Origin of the sequence: Microbacterium sp. 18062, assembly GCF_902706225.1 — a bacterium.
Lineage (GTDB): Bacteria > Actinomycetota > Actinomycetes > Actinomycetales > Microbacteriaceae > Microbacterium.
This window is the reverse complement of the sequence record NZ_CACSKB010000027.1, coordinates 21087-40201: the sequence shown is the minus strand read 5'-3', so window position 1 is coordinate 40201 and position 19115 is coordinate 21087. Positions and strand designations below refer to the sequence as shown.

The window sequence follows — 19115 nt, the reverse complement described above, 5'->3', positions numbered from 1 at the left end:
GTCAGGATGACACTATGATCGAGCCGAAGTTAAAGTCACAGTGACACGAACTACGATGCCACCCGACGGACGACACGAACGGCCATGACACCCGCCACCGCACCCTCGCCCCGCGACGCCGATGCGCTCGACGCCACGCGGGTCGCGGTGTCCACCGTCATCTTCACCATGCGTCGCGACGAGGGCGACTGCCCGCAGCTGGTGCTCCCCCTCGTCCGGCGCACCCGCGACCCGCACGCGGGTCTCTGGGCGCTGCCCGGCGGCTGGCTCGACATCGTCGAGAACCTCGAGGACGCGGCATCCCGCACCCTCGCCGAGACGACCGGCCTCACCCCCAGCTACCTCGAGCAGCTCTACGCCTTCGGCGACGTCGGCCGGTCGACCACCCGCGTGGTGTCGATCGTCTACTGGGCCCTGCTGCGCGCTGACGAGGTCGATGCGCAGGTCGCCGCCCACGCGGCATCCGGCGACGCCCCGGAGAACGTCGTGTGGTTCCCCGCCGCCGATCTGCCGACCCTCGCCTTCGACCACAACCACATCGTCGACTACGCCCTCTGGCGCCTGCGCAACAAGGTCGGCTACAGCCGCATCGCGCACGGCCTGATGGCGGACGCCTTCACGCTCGCCGACCTCCGCGAGGTGTACGAGGCCATTCTCGGCAAGCGGCTCGACCCGGCGAACTTCCGCCGCCAGGTGGAGAACTCCGGCACCCTCGTCCGCACCGAGTCCTTCCGCACGGGCAGCCACCGCCCGGCGCGGCTGTATCGCCCCCACCACGACGTCGAGCTGGCCGATCGCGGCCCGCTCGCTCCCGCCGCGCACGAATCGAGCACGATATGAGCCAGGCCACGCTGAGCATCCAGCCCCGCCCCCTCGACCCGTCGGTCGACCACGAGATCCAGGCGATCGTCGCCGGGGCCGCGAGCGGCTTCACCTGCAACACCGACCTCGCCGCGGGGCCGTGGGACTTCGACGTGCGTCCCGGCTACGGCCCGGGCGCATCGATGGGCGACGTGATCCCGACCGGCTCGCCCCGTCAGGGACAGCTCCCCCAGGCCTACCGGGACGCATCCGACGAGGACCTCGATCGCCGCATCCGTGCCGCGAAGGCGACGCTCGGCGACCGCGTCGTCGTGCTCGGGCACTTCTACCAGCGCGAGGAGGTCGTGCGCCACGCCGACTACGTGGGCGACTCGTTCCAGCTCGCGAACGCCGCGAAGGCCCGCCCCGAGGCCGAGGCGATGATCTTCTGCGGCGTGCACTTCATGGCCGAGACCGCCGATCTCCTCTCCGGCCCCGAGCAGGCGGTCGTCCTGCCGAACCTCGCCGCCGGCTGCTCGATGGCCGACATGGCGAACATCGACCAGGTGGAGGAGTGCTGGGAGCAGCTCGAAGACGTGTTCGGCGACATGGACACCCCGGACGCGGACGGCCTCCTGCCGGTCGTGCCGGTGACCTACATGAACTCCTCCGCCGACATCAAGGGGTTCGTCGGTCGGCACGGCGGCATCGTGTGCACCTCGTCGAACGCCCGCACGGTGCTCGAGTGGGCGTTCGCGCGTGGTCGGCGCGTGCTGTTCTTCCCCGATCAGCACCTCGGCCGCAACACCGCGAAGGCGATGGGCGTGCCGCTCGAGCAGATGCCGATGTGGAACCCCACGAAGCCGTACGGCGGCTCGGACGAGGCCACGCTCCAGGACTCCCGGGTGATCCTCTGGCACGGCTTCTGCTCCGTGCATCGACGGTTCACGGTCGACCAGATCGAGAAGGCGCGCGTCGAGCACCCGGGCGTCCGGGTCATCGTGCACCCGGAGTGCCCCATGCCGGTCGTCGACGCCGCCGACGAGGCGGGGTCGACGGACTTCATCCGCAAGGCCATCGCCGCGGCGACCGAGCCGACCACCTTCGCGATCGGCACCGAGATCAACCTCGTGCAGCGCTTGGCCGCGGAATACCCGCAGCACGAGATCTTCTGCCTCGACCCGGTGGTGTGCCCCTGCTCGACGATGTACCGCATCCACCCCGGCTACCTCGCCTGGGTGCTCGAGGCGCTCGTCGCCGGCGAGGTGCTCAACCGCATCACGGTGCCCGCCTCCGTCGCCGATCCCGCCCGCCTCGCCCTCGAGCGGATGCTGGCCGCCAAGCCCGTGGGCTCCCCGGCATGAGCGCACACGCGGTCGTGGCGGGCAGCGGCATCGCGGGTCTCACTGCGGCGCTGCGCGCGGCCGCGGGCGGCATCGCGGTCACCCTCGTCACGAAGGACGCGCTCGACCACGCCGCGACCCGGTTCGCCCAGGGCGGCATCGCCGGGGTCATGACCACCGACGACACGACCGAGGAGCACCTCCGCGACACCCTGACCGCGGGTGCCGGACTGTCCGACCCGCGCGCGGTGCGCATCCTGGTGGAGGAGGGGCCCGCCCGCATCCGCGATCTGATCGACGCGGGCGTGCCCTTCGACCGCGACGACGCCGGCGCGCTCCGCGTCGGCCTCGAGGGCGCGCACTCGCACGCCCGCGTGCTGCACGCGGGCGGAGACGCCACGGGGGCCGCGATCGAGCGCACTCTGCTCGACCGGCTCGCCGCGAGCGAGGTCACCGTGCTCGAGCACGCCTTCCTCGTCGACCTCGTCGTGCGCGGCGGCCGCGTCACCGGCGTCGACCTGCTCCTCGACGGGACCCGCCACACCGTGACCGCCGACGCCGTCGTGCTCGCGACCGGGGGCGCCGGCCGGCTGTACGCGCACACGACCAACCCCGCGGTGGCCACCGGCGACGGCATCGCGGCGGCCCTCCGCGCCGGCGCCGAGGTCGGCGATCTCGAGTTCGTCCAGTTCCACCCGACCGTGCTGGCCACGGGCGCGCCCTTCCTCGTCTCCGAGGCGGTCCGCGGCGAGGGAGCCGTGCTCGTCGACGCCTCCGGACGCCGGTTCGCCTTCGACGCGCATCCGGATGGCGAGCTCGCCCCCCGCGACGTCGTCGCGCGGGCGATCGCCCGGCAGCCCGGGCCCGTGTTCCTCGATGCGACCCGACTCGGCGGTCCGCGCACGGCGGAGTTCCTCGCTGAGCGCTTCCCGACGATCGACGCGGCAGTCCGCGCGCGCGGTCTCGACTGGGCGCGCGAACCGATCCCGGTGACCCCGGCCGCGCACTACGTGATGGGCGGCATCGCGACCGACGTCGCCGGCCGCACGACGCTCCCGGGTCTCTACGCCGTCGGCGAGACGGCCCGCACCGGCGCGCACGGCGCCAACCGGCTCGCGTCCAACTCGCTGCTGGAGGGCGCCGTGTTCGGCGCACGCGTGGCCGACGCGATCGGCCCTGACGCCAAGGCATCCGGCTGGCCCGGCCCGCACGCCGCCGCCGCGCCGAGCCCGGTCCCTCCGTCCTGGATCGACGCGGCGGACGACGTGCCGCGCGGATCCCGAGCGGGCGGGCGCGGCGTCCCGTTCTCCCGGGCGGCACTCCAGCGGCTCATGTGGGAGCATGCGGGACTCGTGCGGGACGCGGACGGCCTGGCGCACGCCGCATCGGTCCTCGCCGGCTGGGCGATCGAGACCCTGCCCGCCGGCGCGGGTTCGGAAGCCCTGCCCGGCGACGCCGTCCAGGCGCTCGAGGACGCGAACCTCCTGCTCGTCGCGACCACGCTCGTCGCCGCGGCACGGGTGCGCACCGCATCCGTCGGAGCGCACTTCCGGCGCGACGACACCCCATCCGCGACCGGGTCGCCGGATGTCGCGCCGGCATCCCTTCCCCTCCCCGATCTCGAGGACGCCACCGCATGCTGACACGCGCCACCTGCGACCGCGTCGTCTCGGCCGCCCTCGAGGAGGACGCCCCCTGGGGCGACCTGACGAGCGCCTCGCTCATCCCCGCCGAGGCCGTCGCGACCGCCGAGCTCGTCGCCCGCGAGCCGGGGATCTTCTCCGGCGGCGAGGTGTTCGCCGCCGCATTCCGGCTGACCGACCCGGGAGTCCGCGTCGAGCTGCGGGCCGCCGACGGCGACCGCTTCGCGGCGGGGGCCGTGCTCGCGACGGTCCGGGGCCCCGCGCGCTCGGTGCTCACGGCCGAGCGGGTGGGGCTGAACTTCGTGCAGCGGATGTCGGGGATCGCGACGCTCACCGCCGCGTACGTCGCCGAGGTCGCCCACACCGGCGCCCGCATCGCGGACACCCGCAAGACGACACCGGGCCTGCGCGCCTTCGAACGCCACGCGGTGGTCTCCGGCGGCGGCCACAACCACCGCTTCTCGCTGTCGGACGCGGTCATGGCCAAGGACAACCACCTCGCGGTGCTGACCGCGTCGGGGGTGTCGGTGACGCAGGCGCTGGAGAGCGCCATCGCGCGACTGCCGCACACGACGCACGTCGAGGTCGAGGTGGACCGCCTCGACCAGATCGAGGCGGTGCTCGCCGCCGGCGTCGACACCATCATGCTCGACAACTTCTCCCTCGAGGACCTCCGTCGCGGGATCGAGCAGGTCGCCGGTCGCGCGGTCATCGACGCGTCGGGCGGAGTGAGCCTCGAGACCGTGCGCGCCATCGCCGAGACGGGCGTCGACGTCATCTCGGTCGGCGCCCTGACCCACGCCGCGCGCGGACTCGACCTGGGGCTCGACGTGCACGTCGGGCTTCCGGACGCGATCTGACCAGGCCTGAGGGGCAATGCGCTACTTCGACAACGCCGCCACCACGGCGGTGCGACCCGAGGTGCTCGAGGCGATGCTCCCTTTCTGGACGCACGCGTTCGGCAACCCCTCGAGCCATCACGAGGTCGGCGAGCAGGCGGCCCGCGCGCTGGCGGACGCCCGTGCCCGGATCGCCGCGGTGCTCGGCATGCGTGCGGGAGACGTGATCTTCACCTCGGGCGGCACCGAGGGCAACAACCTCGCAGTCAAGGGCATCGCCGTCGCCGCCCGTCTCGGCCGCGGCGCGGGGCACGTCGTGACGACGCCCATCGAGCACGAGTCGATCCTCGAGTCCGTCACGGCGCTCGAACGCGTGCACGGCTTCTCCTCGACCCTCGTGCCGGTCGACGGCGACGCCCGCGTGGATCCGGATGCGGTGGCCGCCGCGCTCCGCGACGACACCGCGCTCGTCAGCGTCGGCTACGCCAACAACGAGGTCGGCACCGTGCAGGACGTCGCCGCGATCGCCGCGGCCGCGCGCGCCCGCCGCATCCCGGTGCACCTGGACGCCGTGCAGGCGGCCGGCTGGCTGCCGCTGTCGGGGCTCGGCGTCGATGCGATCACGATCGCCGGCCACAAGCTCGGCGCCCCGAAGGGCACGGGGGCGGCGGCGGTGCGCGGCCGCATCCCGCTCGAGCCGCTGCTGCACGGCGGCGGGCAGGAGCGCGGGCGCCGCAGCGGCACCGAGAACGTCGCCGGCGCCGTCGGTCTCGCGACGGCGCTCGAGCTCGCCGAGGCGGAGCGCGCCGAGTCGTCGGCACGGGTGGAGGCGCTCCGCGACGCGTTCGTCGCGCACGTCCTCGCGCACGTCCCGACCGCGCGCCTGACCGGTCACCCCCGCGAACGCCTCCCCGGAACGGCGAGCTTCACGTTCGCGGGCACGAGCGGCGAGGCGGTGCTCCTCGGGCTCGAGCGCCGCGGAGTCGTCTCGTCGAGCGGCTCGGCGTGCGCCGCCGGGAGCGACGAGCCCTCGCATGTGCTGATCGCGATGGGCATCGACCCCGCCGTCGCGCAGACCTCGGTGCGCTTCACCTTCCCGCACGACCTGGCCGCACCGCTCGACGACGTGGCCGCGGCGGTCGCCGCATCCGTCGCCGCCGTACAATCGGGCCCGTGAGCAGCCGCGCCCTCGTCACGGTCATCGTGCCGGGTTTCGACGTCGCCCCGTGGGCGGGCGACGCCCTCGCCTCGCTTCGCCGGCAGACGCTCGCCGAGTGGACGGCCGTCCTCGTCGACGACGCGTCGGCCGACGGGACCGGCGCCCTGTTCGAGGCGGCCGCCGCGGACGACGACCGCTTCCGCGTGCTGCGCCACGCGCGCCGGGGCGGGCTGGGAGCGGCCCGCAACGCGGCGCTGGCGACCGTCGAGACGCCATTCGTCGCGTTCCTCGACGCCGACGACGTGCTGCAGCCCGGCGCCCTCGCCCGCATGGTCGGCGTGCTCGACGAGACCGGCAGCGACTTCGTCGCGGGAGCGTACGTGCGGCTGCGTCCCGACGGCGCGGGCGGATACGCGCCCGGCGCCGTGCAGCCGTGGGTGGCGGCGGCCACCTCCCCGGAGCGCCGCGGCGTCACGATCGAGGAGCACCCGGAGGCGGCGGCGAACATCGTGGCCTGGTCGAAGGTCAGCCGCACCGCGTTCTGGGAGCACTCCGGACTGCGCTTCCCGGAGGGCAGGCTCTACGAGGACCAGGTGGTCGCGCAGCTGATGTTCGCGCGGGCCCGGCGGTTCGATGTCGTGCCGGATGTCGTCGCGCACTGGCGCGAGCGCTCCGACGGCTCGTCGATCACCCAGCACGAGGAACGCCTCGACGTGCTCCGCGACTGCCTCGATGCGATGGCGGAGGGCCTGCGCGTGCTCGAGGGCACCGACCACCCGCTCGCCGCGCGGGCGCGGGTCGGCCAGCTGCTGCGCATGGACGTGCCCCGACTCGCGCGGATCGCCGCGTCACACCCCGAGGACGCCTACCGGCGCGCAGTCGGCGCCTTCGCCCGCGACCTCTGGGACCGCGCGGACGTCGCCCGTCTCCCGCTCAGCGCGGACGCCCTCCCCGCCGACGCTCTCCCGCTCCTGGCCGCCGCCCGCCTCTGGTAGCCGGTCGGATCTGGCAGCCGGTCAGCTCTGGTACCCGGGGTCAGAGGGGCGTCTCGTCTGCCGCGACCCGCGCCGACGCGAGCTGCTCGGCGGCGAGATCGGCGTACAGACCACCGGCGGCGATCAGCTGCTGGTGCGTGCCGGACTCGACGATCCGCCCGGCATCGAGCACATGGATGGCGTCCGCCCCGATCACCGTCGACAGCCGGTGCGCTACCGTGATCGTCGTCCGTCCGCGCGCCGCGGCGTCGAGCGCCGCCTGCACCACGCGTTCGGACACCGTGTCGAGCGCCGAGGTCGCCTCGTCCAGCAGCAGCACCGGCGGATCCTTGAGCAGTACCCGCGCGATCGCGATCCGCTGCTTCTCGCCGCCCGAGAGGCGGTAGCCGCGCTCCCCCACGATCGTGTCGTACCCGTGCTCGAACCCCTCGATCACGTGGTGGATGTCGGCCGCCCGGCAGGCCGCGATCACCTCCGCGTCGCTCGCGTCGGGTTTCGCATACCGCAGGTTCTCGCGCACCGTGGCGTGGAAGAGGTAGGTCTCCTGCGACACGATCCCGATCCGGTCGACGATCGACGCCACGGTGAGCCCGCGCACGTCGGTGCCCGCGAACAACACCTGTCCCGCATCGGCCTCGTACATCCGCGGCACGAGGTACAGCACGCTCGTCTTCCCCGCGCCGCTCGGACCCACCAGTGCCACGTGCTGCCCGGGCTCGACGCGGAACGACACGGAGTCCAGCGTCGGGCGGGCGTCGGGCGCCGCGCCCGGATAGCGGAACGAGACGCCGCGCAGCTCCACCCGGCCGACGGGACCCGGTGCGTCCGCCACATCGATGGCGTCCGCGCGGTCGCGGATCGCGGGCTCGAGATCGAGGTACTCGAAGATGCGCGCGAACACCGCCGACGAGGTCTGGAGGTCCAGCGCCACCCGCATGAGCCCCATGAGCGGTTGCAGCAACCGCGCCTGCACCGTCGTGAACGCGACGATCGTGCCTGCCGTGATCTGCTCGACGCCGCCGGAGAGGAAGAGCCCCGCCACCAGGTAGATGACCGCCGGCACACTCGCGACGATGACGCCGACGAGCGCGAAGAACCGCTGCCCGCTCATCGCCTGCCGCACCTGCAGCCGCACCTGCGTGCGGTTCTCGCCGCGGTAGCGCAGCGACTCGTCGCCCTGCCGGTTGAACGACTTCGAGAGCAGGATGCCGGAGACGCTCAGGCTCTCCTGCGTGATCGCCGACAGCTCCGACAGCGACTCCTGCGTCTGGCCCGCGATCCGCGCGCGCACCTGGCCGACCCGGCGCTGCACGAGCGCGAGTGCCGGCATCATGAACACCGCGATGAGGGTGAGCCGCCAGTCGATGAGGATCATCGCGACCAGCGACGCGGCGACGGTCACGGTGTTGCCGAGGATGCTGGTCATGGTGTTCGTGAGCACGTCCGACACCGCGCCCACGTCGTTCTGCAGACGGGACTGGATCACGCCCGTCTTGGTACGGGTGAAGAACCCGAGCTCCATCGCCTGCAGATGCTCGAACAGCCGCACCCGCAGATCCCCCGTGACGCTGTTGCCGACCGTCGAGGTGAGCCAGGTCTGCATGACCTGGAGAGCTGCCGACAGGAAGAAGAGCGCCACCATGACGCTGACGAGCCGCACGAGCAGCGGCACGTCGACGGGGCCGCCGCGCGTCGGGAACAGCGCGTCGTCGAAGACGTGCTGCACGAGAAGCGGGGGGATCACCGCGACCGCGGCGCCCACGACGACGAGCGCTGCGGTGAGGATCAGCCGCGTGCGGTAGGGGCGGAACAGCGCCGCCACGCGCCGCCCGAGGTGGTCGATGTGCGGAGCCTGCGCGTTCTCGGCGCGCTGGGCGGATGCATCCGTCCCTCGGAAGGAGGGCGGACGGTGGGGGCCCGCCGACATGCTCATCGCATCAGCTTAGGAGCCCGTTCCGACGTCGGTTCCGGCGAGTGAACGGGTTCCCGATCAGTCGGCCTCGATCAGGCCACCGAGGTACCGCAGCACTCTCGCGGTGAGGAACGCCTGGTTGTACACGCCGATCGCCGAGAACTGCTCGTTCACGTCCCCGCGGCGAAGGATCGCGGCGGTCTCATAGCTCGCCACCCCCAGGACCGGCTCCGTCTCCGCCGCACGCAGCAACTCGATCTCGGCGCCGAGCTGGTCGCGTCCGAGATCCAGCGCGCGCCCCAGGACGGCGTCGAAGCGCACACCGGTGATGTTCAGCAGGTTGTCGAGTTCGGCGTTGTTGTAGTACTTGTCGACGAGCATCTGGTTGCGGACATAGTTGCTGAGACCGTAGCCCAGAGTCGCATACTGCGCGTTGGCCTTGTCCGACCCGATGTAGTCCGAGATCGCGGCCTGCACGTTCGCCTCGACCAAGGCTGCGGCGACGCTCGAGTCCACGGACGCCAGCAGGTTCAGGGCGGCCTCCCGGCTGAACCCGCGGGCGTCGGCGAGATCTGCCACGACGACCTCCTCGAACGTGGCGAAGTTCGCCTCCGCGCCACGGCGGAAGAAGCTGCCGACCTGGGCGAGGTCGACGTCCTCCGACAGCTCCGCGCCGGGGTTGTCCCGTCCGACCTCGAGCGTGACACCGGCCGCCGCGATCTGCGCCTCGGCCAGCTCCGCCCAGTAGACGGGCGTCACCAGGCGCGCGAACAGCTCGTCCGCGGACCCGATCGTTCCGTTCGCCCAGTCAACGCTGAGGCTCTGGAGGTCTTGACTGGCGAAGACGAGAAGCGCATAGGCGTCGAAAACGTTCGCGTAGGCGCGCACCAGCCCCTCTGCGTCGGAGATCGTGTGCGGCTCGAAGGTGGACATCTGGTCCAGGAACGCGAAGAAGGTGCGCTCCGCGGACGAGATGTCCAGCGCCTGTTCGAAGAAGACCGGGATACCCCCGACGCCCTGGGAGAAGATGGGCTGCAGGAGCTCGCCCGTCGCGACGATCCCCTCGAGCGCGGCCGCGGCCTGGTTGACGAGGTTGTACGCACCGGCTTGAAGGCCCTGCTGCTGCAGACCGACTGCTTCCTCGTGATATCCCCGGATGAGGTCGAGGACGCCCGACTGCACGAACACCGCCTGCACCTCGGCGGGCAGCCGCTGCAACCTCGCCTCGGCGTCGTCGTAGCGGTTGAAGGTGATGTCGACCTGTGGCTTGAGCTTGTCGTACGAGCGATTGTCGAGCCTCGGGTCGCGCGCACCGGACTCGAAATCGATGCTCTCGCCGGTCAGATGGGTGTAGGCCTCGTAGATGTCGCCCACCTCGACCACCTCGACGCCGAGGCGCTCCCCCTCTCTCACGACGTCCACGGTCGCGCCGTCGGCGTCCGCGGAGTTCCGCTGCCCGAGAGGAATGAGGATCTTCTCGAAGCCGGCATCGGCGGCTCCGGCGATCTTCTCCGGGATGCCCCCCACCGGTCCGACCGTGCCGGTGGCGTTGATCGTGCCCGTCATCGTGACGTTCTCCAGGAACTCGTCGCCGCGATCCAGCGCGATGAGCCCGGCGGTCGTGAGAGCGCCCGCGCTCGGACCGTCGATCCATCCGCTCGTCTCGAACCGGAACTCTCCCTCGAGCGGCGCGCTCGTCAGGATCGTCGAGACGATCGCGGCGTTCCACGCGCCTGCCTGGGACTGGGTCCCGATGCCGCCGACCTCGTTCGCGGAGAACTCGACACGGAAGTCGCCGGCCTCCTCCGGAGCCCTCCGGCTGATGACCGTCTCACCCGTCGTCCCCTCGCCGGCGGCGGTGAACGCCAGCCAGGTGATCGTGATCTCGTCGGTCTCGGGCCCGTCGGCCGCGCACCCTCCTGCTGTCGCGACCACCGCGGCGGCGAGCATCGCGGCGACCGGTCGCCGCACCCGCGCGTGCCGGATCCTGCTCGTCGTGTCCTGGCTCGAGTCGACGACCGGGGCGGCGGAGGTGATGATCGCGAACACGCGCGACAAGCGTCGTTGCTTGGTGATCATGCGGGATCCTGTCGAGTGTCGGAGCGGTCGGGCCCCACCTTATGACCCCACGACCTCGCCGATATATCCGTAGAACTACGGGAATCGTCGGGTGCGTCCCGGAGCCGCCAGGTCCTCCGTCGACGCCGGGCGAAGGGCGACCCGAACGCTAGTGTGCTGAGTACTCATGCATCACAGGGAGTCGAGAATGATCGGAGAGCGTTCGAGCGTCAGTGCAATGTGCTGGGCGCACCCCTCGTTCTCCCGCACCCGACGAGCCCCCCTCGAGAGCCCGGAACGAGAGGGCGGTCGGAAAGGGTGATCGGCAGGCAGGAGGATCTGACTCGTCTGCGAGCCGCGATCGCCACCGATCGGGGCGGCGCGGCCGTGGTCTTCCTGGACGGTGCCATCGGGGTGGGCAAGACCGCGCTGCTCGCGGAGCTGCTCGCCTCGCACGACCTGCCGCGCGTCCTCTTCGCACGCGGCGGCGAAAGACTCGCGCACATCCCCCTCGACGGCATCCGCGGCATCGTGGAGACGCTGCTCGACGCCGACCTGCCGCTCCTGCTCGCGGAAGGCGCCTCGATGCGCACGCTCCGGCAGCGCATCCGGCATGCGCTCGGCGAGGCGCCCGCCCTTCTCGTGATCGACGATGCGCATTGGTTGGACCAGGACTCCCTCGACATGCTCGCGGCGCTCCTGTCCGATCCGCTTCCCGGGGGAACCTCGTTCGTCTTCGCCCACAGGTCCTCGCTCGCGCCGAAACTCCTTCCGTACGCGGCGACGCGCGGAGGTCTCCGCGTCTCCCGCCTCACGCTCGCTCCTCTGGACGAGGATGCGTCGCGTCGGCTGCTGGCGCAGTACGGCTCGAGCGATCCCGAGATCCTGCGCCTGGCCGGGGGGAACCCGCTGTTCCTCCGGCTTCTCGCCGAGGGTCGCGGGACCTCACCGGACTGGAGCACCGCAGACGACGAGGCACTCGCCGATCTCGGCCCCAGCAGCATCGACGACACCCTGAGGACCGAGATAGCCCTCCTCCCCGTCGGTGCGCGGACGCTCCTGCACGCGCTGTCCCTCGCACCTGCGCCGCCGCCCTCGGCCCTCGCCGCGCTCACGGGGATGGCCGACGCGTCGCTGCTCGAGGCGTCCGATGAGCTCGCGGCACGAGGTCTCACCGATCCCCGGCAGCTCGAGATCCTTCATCCCCTGATCCGCGCCGCGGCGTATCGCGACATGGACGCCGCCACACGGCGGCGGATGCACCGCGCCGCCGCCGCGCAGATGAGCGGGTCACTCGACGGCGCCGTTCATCTGCGCCACCTCGGTGCGTATCTCACCGAAGCGGAGCTCGACGCTCTGATGCATGCTGCATCGACGGTCATGCCAACGGCCCCCCACAGCGCACTCAAGCTGCTCGAGAGGACCCGCCGCATCCCGCACCGAGACCGGGATCTGCTCCTCGCGCGCGCACTGCTGATCGACGGGCGGCCGGGCCAGGGCGAGGAACTGCTCCGCACGCTCCTCGCCGACGGCGACGTGTCGAAGGAGGCATCGGCGCTGCTCATCCAGTCGCTGCGGATCCAGGGCCGGCCCGATGAGGCCGTCGAGCTCGTCCGCGAGGTCACCGACGGGGAGGGACACCCGGAGATCGCCGTCGAGGCCGCAACCCTGATGGTGATGCACGAAGGGGCGCAGGACCCCTCCCTCATCGTCAGAGCCGCGGGAGTCCCCGCCCCGCCCGGCGTCGCCGCCGCGCTCTCGGCGCTCACGGCGCTGGCGCATCTGCGGCATGGCGACGTCGTCCGTGCGCGCGAGCCGTACGAGACCGCTCGTGACGGCTTCCTCTCGCTCGCAGCTTCCGACATGCTCCCCGTCATCGAGGCGGTCACCGCGGCCGGATGGAGCGCGCACATGGTCGGCGACTTCAGGGGAGGCGTCACGTTCGTCGAGCGGGCGATCCGTCTCGCGGAGCGCAACGGCCGCTTTCACGCGCTTCCCCACCTCTACTGCATCCTGGCGTTCCTCTACATCCCGCTCGATCGCGGCGCAGAGGCGGAGGAGCTCGCGGAGCAGGCGATCGACGCAGCCGAGCGATACGACTGGCCCGAGGTCGTCCCGCTCGCAACCACCGCCGCTCTCGTCGCCGCGCCCGATCGCGAGGCCACCGAGAAGTGGTACCGCCGTCTCGCAGCCCTCAGACCCCCCACGACGTGGTGGTGGCGACGCGTGGTGGAGCTGTTCCGCGCCCGGGTCGAGATCCGCTTCGGCATCCCGATCGACAGATCCGTCCTGGTCGCAGAGGACGGCGATGTGTTCGTCATCCAGAATCACATCGGCCTGGGCGAGCTCGCCCTGCGCCACGGCGACATCGCCGCCGCGCAACGTCACTCGGATCACGCCATCGCGCTCGGCGAGCGGTTCGGCGTCCCCTACCTCACCGGACAGGGCGCACTTTTCCGAGCCGAGGTCCTGCGCGCGACGGGCCGAACGGCCGACGCAGAGGCCGCGGCCCTCGCGGCCGTCGCACATTTCACGGACGCTGGTGCGCCACTGTATGTCAGGAACGCGCGCGCATGGCTCAGGAAGTTCGTCGAAGCGGCGGATCCGCCCGCCCAAGCGCACCTCACATCGCGCGAGCGCGAGGTCGCAGATCTGGTGGCGAACGGCTTGACCAACCGGGAGATCGCGGAGCGCCTGTATCTGAGCCCCCGGACGGTCGAGGACCACGTCGCCCGGATCCTGCGCAAGCGAGGCCTGCGCTCACGCGCCGGCCTCGCCCGCAAGCTGGACGGCTGACGCCGGGCTGCTTCGAGATCACCGCGCCGACATCGACGACGACCACCGGCGCGCCCCGAGCGACCGGCGACGTGCACGAGTCGGCCGGCGGATCGGGAATGCCGTGTCGGATAAGGCGGTTAGGGTGGACATCGGCCGGTTCCGGCAGCCATCCCCACCATCCCCGCCTCTCGAAGGAGACGACGATGCACGTCGACGCCGCCCACACCGGATCCCTTCCTGTGAGCACCGCCGGCAACCCGGTTCCGCGCAACGACAACCGCGTCATCTGGCTGCTGCTCGCCGCCGCGTTCGTCGCCATCCTCAACGAGACGACGATGGGCGTCGCGATCCCGCATCTGATCACCGATCTCGGCATCGACGCCGTGCTCGCCCAGTGGCTCACCACCGCCTTCATGCTCACGATGGCCGTCGTGATCCCGATCACGGGTTTCCTGCTGCAGCGGCTGGGCACGCGCACCGTCTTCATCACGGCCATGTCGCTGTTCAGCGCCGGCACGCTCATCGCGTTCCTCGCCCCCGGGTTCGAGGTGCTGCTGGTGGCGCGTGTCGTGCAGGCGTCGGGCACCGCGATCATGATGCCCTTGCTCATGACGACCGTGATGACGATCGTCCCCGCTCACGCCCGCGGCCGGATGATGGGTCGCATCAGCATCGTCATGGCCCTCGCCCCGGCAATCGGCCCGACGCTGTCCGGCTTCATCCTCGACACGTTCAGCTGGCGCTGGATCTTCGGCGTCGTGCTGCCGATCTCGATCATCGCCCTCGCGGTGGGCGCCCGCTGGATCCACAACATCGGCGAGCGCAGCCACGCGCGGGTAGACGTCGCGTCGATCATCCTGTCGGCGTTCGGCTTCGGCGGCCTCGTCTACGGTCTCAGCCAGATCGGCGGCGGGTCCGCGCACGGAGGGAGCACGGAGGCGGCGGCGGAGGCCTCCGCCGTCTCGTCGCTGACGCTGTGGATCTCGCTGTCCGTCGGCGTCGTGTCGCTCGCCCTCTTCGTATGGCGCCAGCTGCTGCTGCAGCGGCGCGACGATGCCCTCCTCGACCTCCGCGTCTTCCGATCGGTGAACTTCACGATCTCGGTCGCGCACTTCGCGGTCATCTCGCTCGCGTTCTTCGGCACGATCACCGTGCTGCCGCTCTTCGCGCAGAACGCGATGGCCCTGAGCCCCCTCGAGACCGGCCTGATCGTGCTGCCCGGCTCGCTCGCGATGGGTCTCGCCGGCCCGCTTATCGGCCGCATCTACGACCGCTGGGGCCCGCGGGTGCTGCTGGTTCCCGGCTCGATCCTGGTCGTCGCGCTGCTGTGGCTGTTCACGACCCTGAGCGAGAGCACCCCGGTCTGGGAGCTCCTGATCACGCAGACGCTGCTGTCCATCGGGCTGGCCATGTCGTTCACCCCGCTGTTCACCGCCTCGCTCGGCTCGCTGGAGCCCCGGTTCTACTCGCACGGCAGCGCCATCGTGAGCACCGTGCAGCAGGTGGCGGGCGCAGCCGGGATCGCCGTGATGATCACGATCATGAACGCCGGCTACGTCGCCGGCGCGGCCACCGAGGGGGCGGCATGGGCGGCCGGCGCGCGCGGAGCGTTCCTGTTCGCGGCGATCGTCGCCATCCCCACGATCGTGACGGCGTTCTTCATCCGCAAGCCCGCCGACAGCGTCGGCGTGCCGATGGCCCACTGACCCCGCCGGTCGCTGTCAACCCCGGCCGATCCCTCGTGCCCGTCGCCTAGCGTGGCGGGCATGACGGATCTCACGGGAAAGAAGGTCGCGTTCCTCGCGACGGACGGATACGAAGACAGCGAGCTCACCTCGCCGTGGAGCGCCGTGCGGGTCGCCGGCGCGACGGCGGTGCTGGTCTCGCCGAAGGCGGGAGCGGTCGAGGGCAAGAACGGGCACCTGCAGAACGTCGACCTCGACGTCTCCGACGCGGTCGCCGCGGACTTCGACGCGCTCGTGCTGCCGGGCGGTGTCGTCAATGCCGACCACCTGCGGATGGACGAGCCCTCGGTGGCGTTCGCGAAGGACTTCTTCGCCCAGCACAAGCCGGTGGGCGCCATCTGCCACGCGGCGTGGACGCTCGTCGAGGCGGATGTGCTCGAGGGTCGCACGCTGACGAGCTATCCGAGCCTCAAGACCGACCTGCGCAACGCCGGCGCGACGTGGGTCGACGAGGAGGTCGTGGTCGACGCGGGTCTCGTCTCGAGCCGCACGCCCGACGATCTGCCCGCGTTCAACGCGAAGGTGATCGAGGAGATCGGCGAGGGGAAGCACTCGGGTCAGACGACCTGAGTGCGCGCGCTCAGGAGGTGCTGCAGGCACCGCCGCCGCAGCATCCGGCGGGTGCGTCGACGACCGGGAGCAGGGCCTCCCCCTCGACCGGGGCGGGCTGGAGCTGGATGGGCTGAGACGTGGACATTGCTCCACCCTATGCCTGCGGGGGCCCGAGGGGTATGCCCTCGGGCCCCCGGCCGTCCGGAAGCGGAGACTTTTCGCATCAGAGCAGTTCACCGAGGAGCGCCCGCACGCGATCGCGGATGTCGTCGCGGATGGTGCGGACGGACTCGATCCCGCGACCCGCCGGGTCGTCGAGCGCCCAGTCCTCGTATCGCCTGCCCGGGAAGACGGGGCACGTGTCGCCGCATCCCATCGTGATGACGACGTCGGAGGCCCGGACATCGTGGGCGGAGAGAATTCGCGGGGTGAGCCCGGCGATGTCGATCCCCTCCTCCGCCATCGCGGCGACGGCCACGGGATTGAGGTGCTCTGCGGGCGCCGATCCCGCCGAGAGCACCTCGACCCGCTCCCCCGCTAGTGCGCGCAGGAATCCGGCGGCCATCTGCGATCTCCCCGCGTTGTGGACGCACACGAAGAGCACGGTGGGGACGCTCCTCGCGTCGGTGGGATCGGTCCTCGGCGCCATGACGTCCTTCCGTCGGTGCGGTCGGATGCTAGCCGATCGCGGTGAACTCCGTCGCGCCGTCGATAGGCTGGCGGGCGTGATCGCACGTGCTCTGACCGACGGCGCGCTCCTGCGCGCCGCCCGCCCCGGCGACGAGACCGGCATCCTCGCCTGCATCACCGCGCTGGCGGTGTACGAGAAGGAGCCGGATGCGGTCGAGAACACGGCCGAGGCGATCGGCGAGACCCTTTTCGGCCCCGAGCCGCGGGCGTTCGCCCACGTCGTCGAGCGCGACGGCGCGATCGCGGGGATCGCGGTCTGGTTCCTCACCTACTCGACGTGGACCGGCCGCCACGGCATCTGGCTCGAGGACCTGTTCGTCGACGAGACGCAGCGCGGGCGCGGATACGGCAAGGCGTTGATCGGGTCGTTGGCGGCCGTCTGCGTCGAGCGCGGCTACTCGCGTCTGGAGTGGACCGTGCTCGACTGGAACGCACCGTCGATCGCCTTCTACCGATCGCTCGGTGCCGCCCCCATGGACGACTGGACCACGCAGCGGCTGGCCGGCGACGACCTGGCCGCCCTCGCCGCCGCCCGCTGACCGCCGCCGGATGCGGATCCGGCGGCGGTCTCCTGTGATGGCTGCCGAAGCTTCGGGCGCCGGCGCAGGACGAAGGCGCCACCGCAGGATGCACGCACCAGCGCCGGATGCACCCCCCCAGCGCGGGATGCGGGCGGAGACGGATCGGCGCACTGCGACAATGGAGCGGAACTCCCCGCCGTGCCCGGCACCCTCGCCGCGGCGGGGCGATCCGCGCCGACGCACGAAAGGCCTCCCTGTGAACATCACGCTGCTCGTCCGGTTCGTCGCCGTCGCCGAAGAGCTGCACTTCCCGCGTGCCGCGGAGGCCCTCGGCATCCCGCTCGCGTCCCTCTACTCGTCGATCGAGAAGCTCGAGAGCGAGGTCGGGCACGCACTGCTCACGCGCGACGCCCCGACGAGGCTCACCCCCGCAGGAGTCCTCCTCCTCGCCGACGCGAAGGAGGAGATCGCCGAGACCCCCGCCCCGTCCGCGAAGTCCGTCGCGCCGGCCGGCGGCAAGGCCAAGGCCTCGAAGGGCAAGGGCCGCGCCCCCATCGTCAAGGGCCAGCCGAAGCCGTACAAGAAGCGCCAGGGCCGCTAGGGCGCCGCATCCGATCGCCCTTCCCGGGGCCGCGCCGACGGGCCGCGCCGGTGGCCGACGAGGTCGCGCTCTCCCGGCTCCGGCCGCGAACCCGGCGCGGACGGTGACCGCGACGACGGGCGGGGCGCCCACTTGTCGATAGTCGGTCCGCTCGATGCTCGTGCCGTTGCCGGCATCGCCGACGGCGGAGCGCACCGGCGACGCCGTGATCCCGTTGCGTCGCGCGAAGTACGCGGCGGTGTCGTCGAAGGAGCGCATGGTGCCGCCCACGCGGAAGGCGAGACGTGCCCATGCCGCGAACAGCACATCGTCCACGTCTTCCTTACGAGCGTGAGCGGAGCTCTCCCGTCGGGCGTCGTTCCACTGACCGCGGTAGCCATCTCTCCGCGGCGTCAGACGAAGCGCACCCAGTTCGCTCCCCGACCGGTCTCAGCCTGCTGGATCGGTTCCAGGCGGTCGCCGTCGACCGCGTAGAGCGACACCGTCTCCGAGCGCTCGCCGGCGGCGACGAGGTAGGCGCCGTCGGGGCTGAGGGCGAAGCCGCGGGGCTGTGGCTCGGTGACCGTGAAGCGCTCGGGCGCCGACACCGCGCCGTCGGGCCCGATCGCCACGGCGCCGAGCGTGCTGCCGGTGCGCTCCGAGCACCACAGGTGCCGGCCACCGTCGGCGAGGTGGAGGTCCGCGCCCCAGACGAGGTTCTCGGCGCGAGGATCCGCGCCGAGGCGACTGTGGGTCGCGCCGACGGCCGGATCGAAGGCGTCGGCGGCGTCGCGAAGCTCGAGCGTTCCCGTCTCGGTGTCGCGCGCGTAGTGCAGCGCCCGTCCCGAGAACTCGGTGAGCACGTAGGCCCGGTCTCCGGCGGCGTTCAGCACCAGATGCCGCGGCCCGCTTCCGGCCGGCGCGGCCGCCGTCGCCGGCTCGAGAGGCTCCAGGCGTGCCTCTCCCGACAACGCGTACTGCGCCACCAGGTCGGCGCCCAACGAGACGAAGTAGGCGAACCGGCCGTCTGCGCTCGGGAGGACGGCGTGCAGGTTCGGATGGTCGAGGTGCGAGACGGGCTCGCTCAGCACGCCGTCCGCGATCCGCCAGGTCTCGCCGTATCCGCCGCCGTACGACGCGCCGAGAAGCACCGTGCCGTCGTGAGACAGCGCGACGTAGGTCATGGCACCGCCCGGCAGGTCGCGCCGGGACAGCGGCGTCAGTGCGCCGCTGTCCCGGTCCAACCGCAGGGTGACGATCCCGGGGAGTCCGGCGTCGCCGCTCGCCTTCACCCCGGCGTACACCAGGTCGCGTGCCGGATCGACGACGAACGTCGAGGAGCCGGTGAGCCCGCCCGTGACGGCGAGGCGATGCAGCTTCCCGTCGGCGAGGCGGAACGTGCTTATGCTGCTTTCTCCCGCATTGGCGACGAGAACGAGAACGTGGGTCATGGATCGATCGTATGCGTGACTCGGCATGCACCGCGTCCCGGGTTGTGG

General features: G+C 71.7%; 15 protein-coding genes. 11 read left to right on the top strand and 4 right to left on the bottom strand.

Annotated features, from left to right (window positions below; all coding sequences use genetic code 11):
* Window positions 1–84: 84 nt before the first annotated feature.
* Genes GVL03_RS11405 through GVL03_RS11380 form a run of 6 tightly spaced genes read left to right on the top strand, consistent with a single transcriptional unit; the run spans window position 85 to window position 6780 of the window.
* Window positions 85–840 carry an NUDIX domain-containing protein gene (locus GVL03_RS11405; protein WP_159501119.1) on the top strand — a complete coding sequence of 252 codons (756 nt, stop codon included), beginning with the start codon at window positions 85–87 and terminating at the stop codon, window positions 838–840.
* Window positions 837–2165, top strand: coding sequence for a quinolinate synthase NadA (gene nadA, locus GVL03_RS11400; RefSeq protein WP_159501118.1), 1329 nt, complete (start codon window positions 837–839; stop codon window positions 2163–2165). The genes GVL03_RS11405 and nadA overlap by 4 nt, the downstream gene beginning before the upstream one ends.
* Window positions 2162–3787, top strand: coding sequence for an L-aspartate oxidase (gene nadB / locus GVL03_RS11395; RefSeq protein ID WP_159501117.1), 1626 nt, complete (start codon window positions 2162–2164; stop codon window positions 3785–3787). Before nadA ends, nadB begins: the two co-directional genes overlap by 4 nt.
* Window positions 3781–4647 carry a carboxylating nicotinate-nucleotide diphosphorylase gene (nadC, locus tag GVL03_RS11390; protein WP_159501116.1) on the top strand — a complete coding sequence of 289 codons (867 nt, stop codon included), beginning with the start codon at window positions 3781–3783 and terminating at the stop codon, window positions 4645–4647. Before nadB ends, nadC begins: the two co-directional genes overlap by 7 nt.
* 16 nt (window positions 4648–4663) lie before the next feature.
* Entirely contained in the window at window positions 4664–5803 is a 1140-nt protein-coding gene (locus GVL03_RS11385; RefSeq protein WP_159501115.1) for a cysteine desulfurase family protein, read from the top strand.
* Window positions 5800–6780 (top strand): glycosyltransferase family 2 protein, encoded by a 981-nt coding sequence (locus tag GVL03_RS11380; RefSeq protein ID WP_159501114.1) that lies wholly within the window; start codon window positions 5800–5802, stop codon window positions 6778–6780. The genes GVL03_RS11385 and GVL03_RS11380 overlap by 4 nt, the downstream gene beginning before the upstream one ends.
* Window positions 6781–6820: 40 nt before the next feature.
* Here the strand turns inward: GVL03_RS11380 and GVL03_RS11375 are convergent, their stop codons facing one another.
* Both GVL03_RS11375 and GVL03_RS11370 read right to left on the bottom strand, forming a co-directional pair.
* The gene (locus GVL03_RS11375; RefSeq protein WP_235038130.1) at window positions 6821–8713 is read right to left on the bottom strand and encodes an ABC transporter ATP-binding protein; all 1893 of its coding nucleotides are present in this window, start codon (window positions 8711–8713) and stop codon (window positions 6821–6823) included.
* A gap of 57 nt (window positions 8714–8770) precedes the next feature.
* On the bottom strand, window positions 8771–10771 hold the full coding sequence (locus GVL03_RS11370; RefSeq protein ID WP_159501113.1) for a S16 family serine protease: 2001 nt from the start codon (window positions 10769–10771) through the stop codon (window positions 8771–8773).
* A 297-nt stretch (window positions 10772–11068) separates the two neighbouring features.
* Between GVL03_RS11370 and GVL03_RS11365 the strand changes: the two genes are divergently transcribed.
* From GVL03_RS11365 to GVL03_RS11355, 3 genes are all read left to right on the top strand, one after another.
* Window positions 11069–13546: an AAA family ATPase gene (locus GVL03_RS11365; RefSeq protein ID WP_159501112.1), complete on the top strand. Its 2478-nt coding sequence runs from the start codon at window positions 11069–11071 to the stop codon at window positions 13544–13546.
* A gap of 185 nt (window positions 13547–13731) precedes the next feature.
* Complete coding sequence (locus tag GVL03_RS11360) at window positions 13732–15234, top strand: MDR family MFS transporter (RefSeq protein ID WP_159501111.1); 1503 nt, start codon at window positions 13732–13734, stop codon at window positions 15232–15234.
* A gap of 60 nt (window positions 15235–15294) precedes the next feature.
* Window positions 15295–15843: a type 1 glutamine amidotransferase domain-containing protein gene (locus tag GVL03_RS11355; protein WP_159501110.1), complete on the top strand. Its 549-nt coding sequence runs from the start codon at window positions 15295–15297 to the stop codon at window positions 15841–15843.
* 205 nt (window positions 15844–16048) lie between these two features.
* Here the strand turns inward: GVL03_RS11355 and GVL03_RS11350 are convergent, their stop codons facing one another.
* Window positions 16049–16474: an arsenate reductase ArsC gene (locus tag GVL03_RS11350; protein WP_159501109.1), complete on the bottom strand. Its 426-nt coding sequence runs from the start codon at window positions 16472–16474 to the stop codon at window positions 16049–16051.
* Between the two features lie 76 nt (window positions 16475–16550).
* Between GVL03_RS11350 and GVL03_RS11345 the strand changes: the two genes are divergently transcribed.
* Together GVL03_RS11345 and GVL03_RS11340 are read left to right on the top strand one after the other, a co-directional pair.
* Window positions 16551–17054, top strand: coding sequence for a GNAT family N-acetyltransferase (locus tag GVL03_RS11345; RefSeq protein WP_235038129.1), 504 nt, complete (start codon window positions 16551–16553; stop codon window positions 17052–17054).
* Window positions 17055–17292: 238 nt separating this feature from the next.
* Window positions 17293–17637, top strand: coding sequence for a LysR family transcriptional regulator (locus tag GVL03_RS11340; RefSeq protein WP_159501107.1), 345 nt, complete (start codon window positions 17293–17295; stop codon window positions 17635–17637).
* Window positions 17638–18029: 392 nt separating this feature from the next.
* Here GVL03_RS11340 and GVL03_RS11335 read toward each other — a convergent pair whose 3' ends face one another.
* Window positions 18030–19067, bottom strand: a complete 1038-nt coding sequence (locus GVL03_RS11335; protein WP_159501106.1) for a beta-propeller fold lactonase family protein — start codon at window positions 19065–19067, stop codon at window positions 18030–18032.
* Window positions 19068–19115 lie beyond the last annotated feature (48 nt).